Annotated in this window: 13 protein-coding genes; 4 read left to right on the top strand and 9 right to left on the bottom strand. The window is 65.4% G+C overall.

The window, feature by feature from the left end; genetic code table 11:
• The first annotated feature begins 42 nt into the window (after positions 1–42).
• From L5876_RS05655 to L5876_RS05640, 4 genes are all read left to right on the top strand, one after another.
• Complete coding sequence (locus tag L5876_RS05655) at positions 43–1,224, top strand: aspartyl/asparaginyl beta-hydroxylase domain-containing protein (protein ID WP_236955151.1); 1,182 nt, start codon at positions 43–45, stop codon at positions 1,222–1,224.
• A 74-nt stretch (positions 1,225–1,298) separates the two neighbouring features.
• Complete coding sequence (locus tag L5876_RS05650) at positions 1,299–1,856, top strand: hypothetical protein (protein ID WP_236955150.1); 558 nt, start codon at positions 1,299–1,301, stop codon at positions 1,854–1,856.
• Positions 1,857–1,922: 66 nt separating this feature from the next.
• The gene (locus tag L5876_RS05645; protein WP_236955149.1) at positions 1,923–2,429 is read left to right on the top strand and encodes a response regulator; all 507 of its coding nucleotides are present in this window, start codon (positions 1,923–1,925) and stop codon (positions 2,427–2,429) included.
• Positions 2,430–2,525: 96 nt separating this feature from the next.
• The gene (locus tag L5876_RS05640) at positions 2,526–5,063 is read left to right on the top strand and encodes a PAS domain-containing sensor histidine kinase (RefSeq protein ID WP_236955148.1); all 2,538 of its coding nucleotides are present in this window, start codon (positions 2,526–2,528) and stop codon (positions 5,061–5,063) included.
• A gap of 15 nt (positions 5,064–5,078) precedes the next feature.
• On the opposite strand, the gene L5876_RS05635 is transcribed toward L5876_RS05640, so the two are convergent.
• From L5876_RS05635 to L5876_RS05595, 9 genes are all read right to left on the bottom strand, one after another.
• Positions 5,079–5,603: a periplasmic heavy metal sensor gene (locus L5876_RS05635; protein ID WP_236955147.1), complete on the bottom strand. Its 525-nt coding sequence runs from the start codon at positions 5,601–5,603 to the stop codon at positions 5,079–5,081.
• Positions 5,600–6,010, bottom strand: a complete 411-nt coding sequence (locus L5876_RS05630; RefSeq protein ID WP_236955146.1) for a hypothetical protein — start codon at positions 6,008–6,010, stop codon at positions 5,600–5,602. The genes L5876_RS05635 and L5876_RS05630 overlap by 4 nt, the downstream gene beginning before the upstream one ends.
• Positions 6,007–6,639, bottom strand: coding sequence for an RNA polymerase sigma factor (locus tag L5876_RS05625; RefSeq protein WP_236955145.1), 633 nt, complete (start codon positions 6,637–6,639; stop codon positions 6,007–6,009). The genes L5876_RS05630 and L5876_RS05625 overlap by 4 nt, the downstream gene beginning before the upstream one ends.
• A gap of 48 nt (positions 6,640–6,687) precedes the next feature.
• Positions 6,688–7,239 carry a hypothetical protein gene (locus tag L5876_RS05620; RefSeq protein WP_236955144.1) on the bottom strand — a complete coding sequence of 184 codons (552 nt, stop codon included), beginning with the start codon at positions 7,237–7,239 and terminating at the stop codon, positions 6,688–6,690.
• Between the two features lie 67 nt (positions 7,240–7,306).
• Positions 7,307–10,189 (bottom strand): bifunctional [glutamine synthetase] adenylyltransferase/[glutamine synthetase]-adenylyl-L-tyrosine phosphorylase, encoded by a 2,883-nt coding sequence (locus L5876_RS05615; RefSeq protein ID WP_236955143.1) that lies wholly within the window; start codon positions 10,187–10,189, stop codon positions 7,307–7,309.
• A gap of 45 nt (positions 10,190–10,234) precedes the next feature.
• Positions 10,235–11,638: a HAMP domain-containing sensor histidine kinase gene (locus L5876_RS05610; protein WP_236955142.1), complete on the bottom strand. Its 1,404-nt coding sequence runs from the start codon at positions 11,636–11,638 to the stop codon at positions 10,235–10,237.
• A gap of 4 nt (positions 11,639–11,642) precedes the next feature.
• Positions 11,643–12,314, bottom strand: a complete 672-nt coding sequence (locus L5876_RS05605; RefSeq protein ID WP_236955141.1) for a response regulator transcription factor — start codon at positions 12,312–12,314, stop codon at positions 11,643–11,645.
• A gap of 32 nt (positions 12,315–12,346) precedes the next feature.
• A complete protein-coding gene (locus tag L5876_RS05600) occupies positions 12,347–13,828 on the bottom strand; it encodes a Do family serine endopeptidase (protein WP_236955137.1) in 1,482 nt (493 codons plus the stop codon).
• Between the two features lie 123 nt (positions 13,829–13,951).
• On the bottom strand, positions 13,952–15,172 hold the full coding sequence (locus L5876_RS05595) for an alpha/beta fold hydrolase (protein WP_236955131.1): 1,221 nt from the start codon (positions 15,170–15,172) through the stop codon (positions 13,952–13,954).
• Positions 15,173–15,190: the final 18 nt, after the last annotated feature.

The raw sequence follows: 15,190 nt of genomic DNA, 5'->3' as shown, positions 1-15,190 counted from the left end.
GCCGCCCTTCGCCCGGTTGCATGGTGACAAGGGGGAGGCATCATGAATCCAGGCGGGATAGATTTTCGCCAACGTGCCGCAGAGGCCGGAGCCGCGCTCAACAGCGGCGACGCTGCAGGCGCACTGGCCGGGTTTCGCGCCATCCTTTCCGCAGGCGGTGAAGACGCCAGCATCTGGTATGGCGTCGCCCTCGCAGCCACCGCGCTCGACGACCGCACGGCGCGGATCGAAGCCATTGCCAGGGGCCTCGAACTCGAGCCGCATAATCCGCGGCTTCTGATCCTCAAGGCCGACGACTATGCGCTCGCCGGAAACGACCGTGCCGCCGCCGCGCACTACAACGTCGTGCTGCGGATGATCCCGGACGGGGCGCAGCTTCCCCCGGACCTTGAGAAAGCCGTCGCCCGCGCACGCCTGAAATGCAGCCAGTATGCCAGCGAGTACGCCGACAAGCTGACCGATCGGCTCGCCGCGAAAGGCGTCACATTCGGTGAGGAGAGCGACCGTTTCTCCCGGTCGTTCGACGTCCTGACCGGCAAGCGGCAGATCTATTACCAGGAACCGAAAGTCTATAATTTCCCGGAACTTCCGCAGATCCAGTTCTACGATCGGTCGCTTTTTCCCTGGATGGACCGGGTCGAAGCCGCCACCGACGATATCAGGGCGGAACTGATCGAGGTTCTGCGCGATGACGCCGCCTTCACCCCCTATATCGAGGGCCGGAAGGACCGGCCGGAAAACGACGTCCACAAGCTTCTGAACAACCCGGCCTGGAGCGCCTTCTATCTCTGGAAGAATGGCCGGCCGATCGAGGAGAATGTTGCCCGCTGCCCGAAGACGATGGCGGCCCTTGCCGACGCGCCGATCCCGCGGATCCGGCATCGCTCGCCGTCAATCCTCTTCTCGCTGATGAAACCGGGCATGCACATCCCGCCGCATAGCGGTCTGGTAAATACGCGGCTGATCTGCCACCTGCCGGTCATCCTGCCGGAGGGGTGCGAGTTCCGGGTCGGCAACGAGGTGCGAAAATGGGAGATGGGCAAGGCCTGGGCGTTCGACGACACGATCAACCACGAGGCGTGGAACCGGTCGAACGAGACAAGGGTCATCCTGCTCTGGGAAATCTGGCGACCGGAACTGACCCGGCGCGAGCGCGAACAGGTTACCGCCTTGTTCGAGGCGCTTGAGGACGAGGACGGCAAGCGGCCCGACTGGGATATCTGAGGCAATTGGCTCACGGCTTTACGCCGTCCTAACCCCCGGCCTGCTATCCTCCGGCCTGATACGGGGAGTGAGACATGGCGAAAGCAGTCTTTCACAAGCACCAGCGGGTCTTCGTACGCCCGGTTGGCACGTGGGCACTGATCGAACAGGTCAAGCCGCAATGGGTGAAGGATGTCGAGGAACCGGTCCGCATTCACTACGATTGCGGTCTCGGCCGGGACTTCACTGCCGCGGATCTTGCCGCCGAGCAGGTCGAGGAGCACTCACCCGACGGATGGCGCGTCCTGCGTGCGAAGAACAAGTGGCAGACCGAAGCCGAATGCGCGCATCATCCCTTCCCCGGAACCTATCCGGTCGTCGTGACGGACGAGCAGAATTGGGGCGGCTGGCGCGTCCCGGGTGCGGAATACGACCGCGATCCGAACAAGATCGAGTTCCAGGCACGCCTGATCGAACAGGCTCCGGCGCTTCTGACCCTGGCGGAATACTGGGCCGACCTGCCCTCGACCAATCCGGATCTGCCGCAGGACCTGCTCGGCTTCTGCCGCCATGCCCGCGATATCGTCATGGCGATCCGGGCCACCACCGAAGAGCCGATGGTGCTCGATCGCAGGGAAAGTCCGGCCGCTTAATCGGCCTCTAACCATTCCTGTTTAAAGTCCCCCGCGTCTTGCCTGAACCTTCGTGAGCGACCGAACATGGCCGATCTGCGACCACTCCGCTTCCTCGTCGTCGACGACAATCCGCACATGCTGAAGATCGTGCGCACGATCCTCAATGCGTTCAGCGTGACGAACATCTACGAAGCGTCGAGCGCCCTTGAAGCGCTCGAAGTCGCACGCAACGAAGCGATCGACATCATCATCACCGACTACCAGATGGACGGCATGAACGGCGTCGAGCTGATCAAGTCGCTGCGTGACCAGAACAAGGTCGCCAACCCGCTGGTGCCGATCATCATGCTCTCGGCCTATTCCGAGAAATCGCGTGTCTTCGAGGCACGCGATGCCGGTACGACCGAGTTCTGCTGCAAGCCTGTCACGGCGAAGGATCTGTTCGCGAAGATTTCGATGGTCATCGATCGTCCGCGTCCGTTTGTCCGTACGAAAGTCTATTTCGGACCGGATCGGCGGCGCCATGATCCGTCGAAATACCGCGGCCCTCAACGCCGTTCCGACGACGAAGCCAAACCGAACGTCGCCTAGGCGCGCAAAGGGTGACAGACACGCCTCCGTCACCGTAACTTTACACACATGATTCGAGGGGATGACGCGGCCCGCTCCCGGGGGCGGAAATCACCCGTGCCCGGCAAACGCCGGAAGCGCGCGGATGGTGCCTCTGCGGCTGTCGGCAATGGTAGCGTTGCCTGGATCGTCGTTTCGGTCTTCGTCTTCATCGTGATGTTCGCCGCTGTGATCGGCTACAAGCTGTTCCAGGAACGCAGCGCCATGCTGGCCGAATCCGGCCAGTCTTATGCGCGGGAAGCTGCCTTCATCGCCGAACGTACATCCTCCCGCCTCGCCGGGATCGACGGCAGTCTCGACTCCGCGGTGATGGCGATCTCCGCGCTTCCCAGCGAAACCGTTTCCGCCCAGGGCGGCGAATTCATCTCTTCACTGGCGCGCATGCCCGGCGTGCTCGATGCCGCGCTTCTGACAGCCGACACCCAGATCTTGTCCAACGGCGCCGACAGCGCCGCTCTTCGTCTCGCGGCGGACGCGGCCCTGACGGACGAAAGCGGGACGGCGATCGACGCGGCGGCGCGGTCGATCTCGATGGCGCACCCGGTCGCTCTGGCTGACGGCAGTGTCGGTGCCATTGTCTTGCGGCTCGACCCCTTCGCCCTGCTTCCGGACTGGAATGATGGCCGTGTCACCATTCTCGCCGACCCGGAAGGACGGCCGCTGTCGATCCGGCCAATGCCGCAGGCGGGCGTCTTCACCGAGAGCCTGTTCGACCGGTTTGATCTGTCCCCGGAGCAGGCGGACCGTCTGCGCGAAGGCGGCGGTGCCGTGAACGGCATTCCGCTTGGCCAGGGCGAGGTCACCTTCGCATCCGCCACACTGCCCGGCTCGGATATGCGCGTCGTGCTGATCGGTCCGATGCGGATGGATGCCAGCGCCTGGATGCGCACCCAGATCCTCTACGCCTTGCTCTTCGTCGCACCGGTGATTTTCGCCGTGGGCCTCGGCGCGGCGCTGTCGATGCAGATGAGCAATCTGCGCGCTGCCCGGGCCGCGCTCGGCGACAGCGAACGGCGCTTCCGGGTCGCCATTGAAGGTGCACGCTGCGGTGTGTGGGACTGGAACCGCAAGACCGACAATGTCTACGTCACGGACTCGATGGCGCGGATTCTCGGCCGCGAGGAAGGCGAGGTCATGTCGAGCGCGGACTTCCTCGCCCTGTTCTCGAAACGCGATCGTGAGCGTCTGTCCGCCGCCATCCGCGGATCGGCGCGCGCCGGCGAGATCGATGTCGAGCTTCAGGCCTCCAATTTGCCGATCTGGATCCATCTGCGCGGACGCCTGTGGAACACGGGCGACGCCGTAGCGACTGACCGGATCGTCGGCGTGGCGATCGACGTCACGGAACGCAAGGGTGCACAGGCCCGTGTCGCGGCCGCCGAAAACCGCCTTCGCGCCGCGCTCGAGTCGATGACGGAGAGCTTCGTCCTTTGGGATTCCCGCCAGCGCCTCGTGCTCTGGAACCGCAAGTTCCGCGATTTCTTCGACTTCACCGACAGCGGACTCCGGCCCGGCCTCCCCTACGGCGATGTCGAGACGGAGGCGGCGCGCGCGATTGCCGCGGTCCACGGCGCGGAGAATGGCGGCGAAACCTATGAGATCGAACTGCGCGATGGCCGCTGGCTGCACTATTCCGAGCGCACCACGGCCGATGGCGGCCTGGTCTCCGTGGGCGCGGACATCACCGATCTCAAGCGCCAGGAAAACCAGCTGAAAGAGTCCGAATCCGCCCTGCGCCGTACGGTCGAGGACGTGAAGCGGAACGAGCGCCGGATCGCGGAACTCGCGAAGAAATACGAGGAAGAGAAGATCCGTGCCGAGGAAGCCAACCGTTCGAAGAGCGAATTCCTCGCGAATATGAGCCATGAGCTGCGCACGCCGCTCAATGCCATCAACGGGTTCTCTGAAATCATGCTGCGCGAGATGTTCGGCCCGCTCGGCGACGCCCGCTATGCCGACTACGTCAACGACATCCACACGTCGGGCGAACACCTGCTGGCGCTGATCAACGACATTCTCGACATGTCGAAGATCGAAGCGGGCAAGATGCAGCTCCAGACCGAACCGGTTCGCCCGCGCGATATCATCGAACAATGCGTCCGCCTGATCCGGGGCCGTGCCGAGGAGAAGAATATCCGCGTCGTCGCCGACATGATCGACGGGCCGGATATCGAAGCCGACCCGCGCGCCCTCAAACAGGTGATCCTGAACCTCGCCTCGAACGCCGTGAAATTCACGCCCGAAGGCGGCCGGATCACGATCCGCACCTTCACGGTCGAGAAGTCCGTGGCGATCCAGGTCTCCGATACCGGCATCGGCATCGCCCAGGACGACATTCCCCGCCTCGCCCGCCCGTTCGAACAGATCGAGAGTCAGCATTCCAAGAGCCATCAGGGCTCCGGTCTCGGCCTCGCCCTCTCCAAGTCCCTCGTCGAGATGCATGGCGGCAAGCTGGCGATCGAATCCAAGCTGGGGGAAGGCACGACCGTGACCTTCACCATGCCGCTGGCCGCGGATATCTCGGAGTTCGAAGCCGACCCGGCTGAAGACGCTGAAGTCGCAGACAGATTCACCCTGTCGGACGACGCCGCCTGATCCCGATGAACTGAGCTAGCCGTCGTGCGGCGGAGGCCCGTCACCGGGACGATGATGTCTCGGCGGCCCGCGGCGGCCCCGGTCGCCGCGCATTCCCGCCTCCAGCGCCTGCATGCGCTCTTCGGGGGGCAGGTCGGCGATGATCTCGATGATGGCGCGTTCGATCTCGCTCTCCATATCGCCGCGAGCCTCCCGCAAGTCCTGCATGGCCGCCCGCACGGCCTCGGCATCGAACGGCTCCCGGCGCAGCGCGGCCTCGACCGCGTCCTGCGAATCGCGCACTTCGCGCAGCCGCGCCATCACGTCGTCGCGGCTTTCGCGCAAACCGTCGGCTGCCGCTTCGCGTTCCTCCGGCGGCAAGGCCGCGAGGAAACCCCGAACGCTGAACCCGTCGCCGCGCACACCAGCCGGCGGGCGGTGCTCGTGACCGCGATCGAAACGCGGACCATCCGACACATTGTGCAGCGTCAGCCCCAGCATCGCGCCATTGGCCAGCACCGATATCAGGAGAGCGACCACCCAGGGTGTGGCGCGGTTCATGCTCCGCCCTCCCAGTCGAACTGAACGTCGCTGTCGAGCCCGTCGAATGCGATCTCGTAATAGGCTTCGTCATCGCTAACGGGCACCAGCGCGCCAGAGGCAAATCCCCCGCCCAGCCCGACCACCAGCGCCAGCGCGGCGGCTGCCGCCACGCGTCTCCAGTCGCCAAAGAATTCCGGCTGCGGCATTGCGCGAAGCAAGCGCGCGGTGAGCATGTCGCTCGGTGACGCCGTAATGGCGGCTGGCGCAATCAGGGCATCCAGCTCGGCGGCCCTGTCGTGAGCCACCTTCGCCCTTCCATCGGTGCGCAGGAAGCTCTCCGCGGCAGCGCGTTCGCCTTCGGGCCAACGCGCCGGATCGGCGCCGTGAGCTTCCAGAATGGCTTTGAAACGATCGATATCCATCATCGCATTCCCTCGCTGGCCGGAATGTCATCCCCGAATCCGGCCAATAGCTCGTCTTCCTGTCCTGTCAGGATCGCGCGCAGCTTCCGCCGGCCGCGCGCGAGGAGGGATTCAAGCGCCTCCACGCTGATTTCCATGGCCTCGGCCGCATCGATATTGGTCATTTCCTGAAAGTGACACAATTCGAGCGCCAGGCGCTGCCGGTCGGGCAGGCTGGCCACCGCTGTGTGAACCTGGCGTGCCGCATCGCCGAGCGAGAGTGCGGCTTCCGGTCCGGGCGTATCATCGGCCCGTTCGGGGAGCGTATCGGTCAGACTCTCCCGCCGCCGGCGCAGCCGGTCGTAGCAGAGATTGATTGCGATACGGCTCATCCACGTTTCCACCTTCGCCTCACCGCTGCGCCACCGCGAAGCGGCCTTCCACACCCGGATGAACGTCTCCTGTGCGATATCCTCGGCCTCGACCGGATCGGACAACAGACGTTGGGCAATCGCAAGAAGCCGCGGGAGACGCCGCGCCATCAGCTGACGGGCGGCGTCCCGATCGCCGCGCCCGACCGCCACAAGGAGAGGCAGATCGGGATCGGACAGGGCAGCGGAGGGGTCAGGCAAACCGCCTGCCGGCTTCGACATGCTGTACGAAGTCCTCCGCCGCGAATGCCCAAGTCTGGCATGCTGCCTCTAGTCGCGCCACCAGAAGACACGGTCTTCCCGGCGCTCGCGGCCGCGTTCCATCGCCGCATCGAGCTCGTCCGGCGTCACCGACCCATCGGAGTTCGCGTCGAGGCGTTCGAAGCCCGGCGCGCCACGCGACATGAATTCCTCGCGGGTCACCTGCCCGTCCCCATTGGCGTCCATGCGGGCATGACCGCCGTCCGGACCACCGCGGCCGTGACGGCCCCAGCGGCCACGGCGGCCTTCGTCGCCGGAAGCCTGTTCGTCGCGCAGTGCCGCGAGACGCTGGTGCATCGGGGACCGGTCGGCAGACGACAGAACGCCATCGCCATTGCGGTCCATCCAGGCGAACATTTCCGCCTGCAGTTGGTCGACTTCGGCGCGCGTGATCGTGTTGTCGCCATTGGCATCGGCAGCGCGCAACATCATCAGCCCGTGCATGCCATGACCGCCGCCATGATGACCGCGCATTCCGCCGCGGTGCTGGGCATCGGCGACGGCCGTCAGGCTCATCGCCAGACCGGCTGCGCCGGCGATTACGAGAAGGGACTTTTTCATGGTGAGGAATCTCCTGTTTCACCCTCGCTGATCTTTCAACGCAGGAGGCAGGGGATTTCCGTCGCGCCTAGTTCAGTGGTCCCAGCAAAGTTTCGAACCGGGTTCGAACATCGGTGGAAAGCGCTTCAAGGCGGGCGTTCAGTTCGGAGACTGAGCTCATCCCGGCGGCACCGGCCAGACGGGCAGCAAAGCCTTTCGCGGCCAATGTGGGGTCGAAGCCGGACCCGTGTGCGGTGCGGACCAGCTGGAGAAGGTCGAGATAGAGCCGGGCCGCCCCGCTCAGCACTTCGGCGTCCTCATCCGAAAGCGCACCGTCGCGGTGGAGCGCATCGAGCGCTGCGACGGTCGAGGTCGCGCGCGGCCCCTTCCCCTTGGCAAGTTGCAGGAGCTGCAGCGTCTGGGCGAGGAATTCGATGTCGACCAGCCCGCCGGGCTTGCGCTTCAGATCCCACAAACCCCGGCCCGGCTTTTCCTGCTGCAGGCGCGCGCGCATCGCGACGGCATCCTCGATGATGACGTCCGGATTTCGCGGTTGCGACAGCGCGCCCTCAATCCCTTCCTCCACCTGCTGCGAGAGGTCCGGATCGCCGCATACGACCCGCGCCCGGGTCAGGGCCATGCGCTCCCAGGTCCAGGCCTCGCTGGCATAATAGGCGAGGAAGCTGGGCAGCGAGACCGCCACGGGGCCCGCCTTGCCGGACGGCCGGAGCTGAAGGTCGACTTCGAACAGCTCGCCTTCCTCGGTCGGCGCGGACACCGCACTGACAAAACGCTGCGTGAAGCGCGTGAACCAGGTCTCGGCCCCGTCTCCGTGGGCCTCGTAGACAAGCATCAGGTCGAGATCGCTGTCGGACGCCAATTCGCGACCGCCTAGCTTGCCGAGCCCCAGGATCGCATAGCGGCCCGGCATAGGGCCGTGCTTTTCTTCCATCCGCGCGTGCGCGGCATGAGCCATGGACTCGATCGCGGCTTCGGCCAGTTCCGCATAGGCCGCCCCCGCCGCGCCGGCATCGGCCCGGCCGACCAGGATTTGTGCCCCGATCCGGAACCGTTCTTCGCGCGCCAGCCGCCGCGCCCGGTTCATCGCGTCTTCGAGGTCATCGGAAGCCGCCATCTGGTCGAGGAAACGTGTCCTCAGATCGTCGGGGGGATCCTGCGACAGCGGGCGCGAGAAGCGCGCATCCAGCATCACGTCCAGAATAACCGGGCGCTGCGCCAGCGTCCGCGCGATCCGCGGTGCCAGACCAAGGATGGCGACAAGTTCGCGCGCCAGTTCCGGTTCACTGCGCAGGAGCGACAGGGGTTGAACCCCCATCGGCAGATTCTCGTAAAAGGCCGCGAAACGCGAAAATGCCGCGTCGGGCTCGCCGGTCTCGGCCATCGCGTCCAGCAGGCGCGGCGCCAGCGTCGTCAGCAATTCCCGGGCGCGCTGCGTCTTCGTGGCCCGTGTCCGTCCGCCGAGCCAGGAATTGATCTTCGTCCAGACCGATCCCGGTTCGGAAAAGCCGAGCCGCGTCAGCGTCTCCAGCGTATCGGGCGTCGGCTCGACGCCCGAGAAGACCAGGCTTCCCGATCTCGAGGCAAGCGTCTCGTCGAGCGCGAATTGCTCGGAAAAAGCGGAGTGAACGGCGGTCAGCCGCGAGCGGACCGCATCGTCAAACTCGGAAAGGTCCGGAAAGCCGCACAGCAATCCGACCCGCCAGCGCAAATCGTCGGCTTCGGGCAGGATCTGCGTGGCTTCGTCCTCCAGCATCTGGATGCGATGCTCGGCCGACCGGAAGAAGCCATAGGCCTCGATCAGCGTGGCGGCCCGGTCGGACGGAACCTTGTCCATCGCCGACAGGCGTTCGAGCGCCTTGACCGGGCTCCGGGTGCGAAGCGACGGCTCCCGCCCGCCGAAGACAAGCTGCGGGACCTGGGCGAAGAATTCGATCTCCCGAATGCCGCCGCGGCCAAGTTTGAGGTGGTGACCCGGCGCGCGAACCTGCGCGCGGTCGCCGACCGACTGGATCTGCCTGGCGAGCGCACGGATATCGTCGACGGCGGCATAGTCCAGCGACCGACGCCAGATGAAGGGCGACATCGCCTTCAGGAAGGCCGCACCGGCTTGCGTGTCGCCCGCGCAGACCCGGGCCTTGATATAGGCCGCGCGCTCCCAGTTCTGGCCGATGGATTCGTAATAGCGCAGCGCCGCGTCACACGACATCGCTGTCGGCGTGGCCGACGGGTCGGGCCGAAGCCGCAGGTCGGTGCGGAAAACATAACCGTCCGGCGATTGCTCCTGCAGCAGGCGGACAAGCGCCTGAACGAGCCGCGGCAGGTCGCGTTCGAGATCGCGCCCCTCCGCCAGCGCGACCTGATCCGGCTCGAAATAGATCGCCAGATCGATATCGCTCGAATAGTTGAGCTCTTCCGCGCCCATCTTCCCCAGCGCCAGGATGAACAGGCCCGGCAAGGGATTGTCCGGATCGCCCGGAGGAAGAAACCGTCCCTTCTCGACGCCTTCGCGCACCAGCCCGTGAAGCCCGGAAGCGACGCAGGCGTCGGCGAAACGGGACAGACGCGAGGTCGCTTCGTCGAGCGCCCAGATGCCGGCGAGATCGCACAGCGCCGTGAGGAGGTGCATGTCCGCCTTCGCCTGCCGAAGGCTGCGTCCCAGCGCGGCAATATCCTCCGCTTCAGCACCTGCGGACCGGACGGAGGCGAGGATGTCCGCAAACACCGTGTCCGGCGATTGCGTGAGGATGCGTGCCGCCTCGTTCGTGCGGCGGGTCGCGATCCGGCCCAGATAGGGCGCGGCGGAGAAGACGGTCGTCAGGAAACCGCAATCCGCATCGCTCATGGTCACGCCAGACGCGGAAATGCGTTCCACCACCTCGGCGCCGCGCGGATCACTGAATTCGGGCAGGTCGTTTGTGCGTTGGGAAAGGAGCGTGCCGGTGTCAGCCATGGGCCGAAACTGGCGTGCTGCGGGCCTCGTGAAAAGCCCCGTCCGTTACTTGGGCGCCGGAAAAACCAGCGCGGCGCGAAGACCCGGACCGTGCGGGCCGGTGCCGGGGCCGTCGTCGAGCTCCAGCCGCGCGCCGTGATACTCTGCGATCGCCTTGACGAGGCTGAGGCCGAGGCCGGACCCCGGTTTCGACCGCGAATTGTCGAGCCGCACGAAGCGCTGGATCACGCGGAGGCGATCGGCGCCGGGGATGCCCGGCCCGGTATCGGTCACGGAGAACTCCACTTCGCCATTCGCCCGGCAGCGGAGGCGCAGCGCGACCGCCCCGCCTTCGGGCGTATATTTCACCGCATTGTCGAGCAGGTTCGCGATGGCCTGTGACACCAGATCACGCTCCCCGGCGATCCGGCAGCCTTCGGCAATTTCGGCGGAGAAGCTGATCCCGGCGTCTTCGCACACAGGGTCGTAAAGCTCGGCGAGATCCTCCGCGATCGCATGCGGATCGATGGGTTCGAGCACTTGCCGGCGGTCGCCGGATTCCAGGCGCGAAATCGACAGGATGGCGTTGAATACGCGCAGGAGTTCATCAGCGTCGGAAATCGCCTGCGCGACGGTGGCTTCGCGGTCGGTGCTCTCGTCGCGCAGCGCCTCGTCGAGCCGGTTTCGCATCCGCGTCAGTGGCGAGCGTAGATCGTGCGCGATGGAGTCGCCGACATTCTTCATGCGGTGCATCAGCTCTTCGATACGGTCGAGCATGCCGTTGAAATTCGCCGACAGCTCGTCGAGTTCGTCACCGGTCATGGTACGTGGCGTGCGCTGTTTCAGGTCACCGGCGCGAACCTGGCGCGCGACATTGTTGATCGCGTCGAGGCGGCGCGCGAAACGGCGGCTGATAAAGATGCCCGACGCCATGCCGAGCGCCAGCGCCAGCGCGGAAGCCGCCAGAACGGCGCGCAAGAGCCCGCCGACCAGCCGCTCCTCGTCCTCGACGTCGAGGCCGACGAAAACCGCATATCCGCCGGGCAAGGGCGCGAGACGGCCACGCGCGAGGCGTTCGTCCTTCTCGCTCTCCTCCTCGCCCGCCGGCGGGCGGCGATAGGAGAATTGCAGACGGCCTTCCTCGTCGGCTTCCTCGTCAGGCAGGCCGGAGAGATTGCCGGACACGCGCCGGCCGGTCGGGTGGACGAGGAGGTAGAGAAAGTCGCTGCCGCCGACGCTGCGCTGCAGGATATAGCGGTTCACCGCGTCGATCCCGCCATTTCGCACGCGGTTCTCGATCACCGCGATTTCCTCTTCCACTGTCGCGTCCGTCCGGCGCAGCGAAGCCCCCACGGACGCGAAATAGACGAAGGTCAGAATGACGAGACTCGACAGCGCCAGAAGCGCTGCCGAGAGCATCGTCACCCGGAAGGCGGTGGTGTTGAGAAAGGCCGGCAGCCGGCGGGCCATGGCGTTACGCCTGCAGGCGGTAACCCGCGCCCCTCACCGTGTGCAGGATCGGCTGGTCGAAGGGTTTGTCGATCTTCGAACGCAGGCGCGAAATGTGCACATCGATGACATTGGTCTGAGGGTCGAAATGATAGTCCCAGACCTTTTCCAGAAGCATGGTCCGCGTCACGACCTGACCGGCATGCTTCATGAGGAATTCGAGCAGGCGGAACTCCCGCGGCTGCAGGATGATTTCCTCGTCGCCTCGCACCACGGTGCGGGCCAGAAGGTCCATCTCCAGATCGCCGACCACCAGCTTGGTCTTGACCGTTTCCGGATCGCGGCGGCGGGCCAGCGCCTCGACGCGTGCCAGAAGCTCGGCGAAGGCATAGGGCTTGACCAGATAGTCGTCGCCGCCGGCCTTCAGGCCCTCGACCCGGTGATCGACTTCCCCCAGCGCCGAGAGGATCAGCGCCGGTGTGCGGTCATTCTCCGAACGCAGCGTTTCGATGACGGTCAGACCGTCCATCTTCGGCAGCATCCGGTCGACGACGAGAATGTCGTATTCGGAGGCTCGCGCCATTTCGAGGGCTTCCTCGCCGTCGGCCGCGTGGTCGACGACATGCCCGGACTCCCGGAGGCCCTTGCGGATATAGCCCGCCGCCTCGCGATCATCCTCGATGATCAGAATACGCATTCCCGTCCCCGTCCTTGGTCTTGAGTTACGGATCAGAAGCCGTCGAGCTGAAGCGCGATATAACGCTGCGTTCCACCATTCTGGACGAGCAGGAGGATGGCCGGACGCCCCTCCCCGCGTGCATCTTCCACGGCCTCGGTCAGATCGGATACCGACTGGATCGTTGCCCCGCCGGCTTCGACGATAATGTCTCCCGGGCGAAGTCCCTTCTGGGCGGCTTCACTCCGCGGCTCGACATTTTCGACCAGCAGACCGGCGACATCGCTCTCGCCGGCCGGCGAAACGGTCATGCCGAAATAGGTCTGCGGTTGTTCAGGTTCACCGACACTCGGCGTCTGATTCAGCGCCTGCTCTGACGGCCGGTCACCGAGGCGGACCCGAATCGTCTGCTCGCGGCCATCGCGCAGCACGGTGAAGCGGACTTCCTCGTTGGCACGGGCCGCACCGACGCGGCGCGTCAGGCCGTTCGCGTTTTCGACGTCATCGCCATTCATCGCGAGGATCACGTCCCCGCGGCGCAGGCCCGCAGCAGCAGCCGGTCCGCCGGACACCAGAGAGGACACGATCGCACCGGACTGAGACTCGAGGCCGACGCTGTCGGCGATGTCCTCGGTCACGTCCTGGATCTGGACGCCGAGCCAGCCGCGCGAGACGCGTCCGGTTTCGATCAGCTGGCTTACGATCTCTGAGGCGACGTCGGACGGGATCGCAAAACCGATGCCGATATTACCGCCGGTCGGCGACAGGATCTGCGAGTTCACGCCGATCACATTGCCTTCCATGTCGAAGGTCGGGCCGCCGGAATTGCCGCGATTGATCGGGGCATCGATCTGAATGAATTCATTGTAGTTCGCGAGCCGGCTTTCGCGGCCGAGCGCGGAGATGATGCCGAAAGTCGCCGTGCCGCCGAGGCCGAACGGGTTGCCGACCGCCACGACCCAGTCACCCACGCGCAGCGAGGGATCCGTGTCGAGCCGGACGAAGGGGAAGCTGCGGTCATCCGGGTTCTCGATTTCCAGCAGCGCGATATCGGTCAGCGGGTCCGCGCCCACCACGGTCGCGTTGAATTCCTCGCCATCGGACATCACGACGGTGATTTCCGTCGCGTCCTCGATGACGTGGTTGTTGGTAACGACATATCCGTCTTCGGAAATGAAGAAGCCCGAACCGAGCGACAGGCCTTCGCGCATTTGCGGCGCCGGCTGGCCGCCGAATTCGCGCTCCAGCCATTCGCGGAACTGCGGCGGAAGCTGTTCAAGGTTGGGAGCCCCCTGCATGCCGGGCATGCCCGCAACGGGAGCCTGAACGCGGACATTGATGGAAACCACCGCCGGGCTGACGCGCTCGATCAGGTCCGCGAGCGACGCGCCCTGCGGTACGGCCACGCTTTGGGTCTGCACTTCCTGCGCCATGGCGGCCGGCATGCTGCCGGTTACCGCCGCTCCGCCCGCGAAGGCGGACAGCGCGACCAGAGAAACTCCGAGAAGCTGGCGGATACGAGGTGTCGAAATCATGTGTCGATCATTCCCTGCAACTGAACTGACCCAACCTGTCGCACAATCCATGCCGCCCGCGACGTAACGCGAGCGTGGCTCGAGTCTTACGAAAACATTACATGAGGGCGCCTTGCGGCAGGATCAAGGCTCGCGGCGTGTCCGCACGACGACGGGTTCATGCAGCGTCCGGTGAACCGGACAGCGGTCGGCGATCTCCATCAGCCGGTCGAGCTGAGCGGTATCAAGGTCGCCTTCAAGGCGGATACTGCGTTCGAAGATGTCGACCTTGCTGTGCTCTTCGCCGCAATGCTCGCAATCGTCCGCATGGTCCTTGTTGTGCCTCACCGTGACCGTGACGCGGTCGAGCGGCCATCCCTTGCGATTGGCATACATGCGGATCGTCATGGACGTGCAGGCGCCCAGCGAGGCGCTCAGGAGGCCATAGGGCGTCGGCCCCGACCCCATGCCGCCATAGCTCTCCGGTTCATCGGTCAGCGTCGTCGCATCGGCGTCGACCACCCAGTTCTGGAACTTGCCCTGGCCGGTCTCCTGGACCACGACACCCTGAGGCACAGCCGAGGGGGGGTCGGGCAGCCGTTCCGCTGCCGCGTAGCGGTTGGCCCAGGCGGCGATGACGTCGGAGACGAACCGCGCATCATCCTTGCCGCTCAGAAGGTGATTGGCGTGGTCGAGACTCAGGAAGCTCTTCGGGTGTTTCGCAGCCACGAACAGGCGCGTGGCGTTATCGATGCTGACGGTTTCGTCGATGGGCGAATGCGCGATGAGAAGCGGCAGCTTCAGCGCGCTGGCGGCCTCCTCCAGCGATCGCCCCTCGATGTCGTCGAGAAACTGCTTCTTGATGCGGAAGGGGCGCCCCGCGAGGTGAACCTGCGCTTCGCCCTTGGCCTCGATTTCCGGCACCTGTTCGGTGAACTGCTTGCGGACATGATCGGCATCGGCAGGCGCATTGATCGTGACGACCGCGCGGGTCGACGCGATCCGGCGGGCCGCGGCGATCACCGCTGCTCCGCCAAGCGAATGCCCGATCAGCAATGACGGTGCTTCATGGTCGCGTTCGAGGAAGGCTGCGGCCTGGATCAGATCCTCGATGTTCGAGGAGAAGTTGGTGTTCGCGAATTCACCTTCGGAGTGGCCGAGGCCGGTGAAGTCGAAGCGCAGAACTGCAATGCCCTGGCGCGACAGCCGCTGTGAAATGCGGGTCGCGGCGAGAATGTCCTTCGAACAGGAAAAACAGTGCGCGAACAGCGCATAGGCGCGCGGAACACCGGAAGGGCGTTCGAGCCGGGCCGCCAGCGTATCGCCGAAGGCCCCTTCGAACTCGACTCGTTCCGATCGTGCCACGCCCGCCTCCTGCCGGCG

It is taken from the genome of Hyphobacterium sp. SN044, assembly GCF_021864465.1.
Classification (GTDB): Bacteria; Pseudomonadota; Alphaproteobacteria; order Caulobacterales; family Maricaulaceae; genus Hyphobacterium.
The sequence above is the reverse complement of the archived record's forward strand: the minus strand, read 5'-3'. Positions and strand labels throughout refer to the sequence as shown.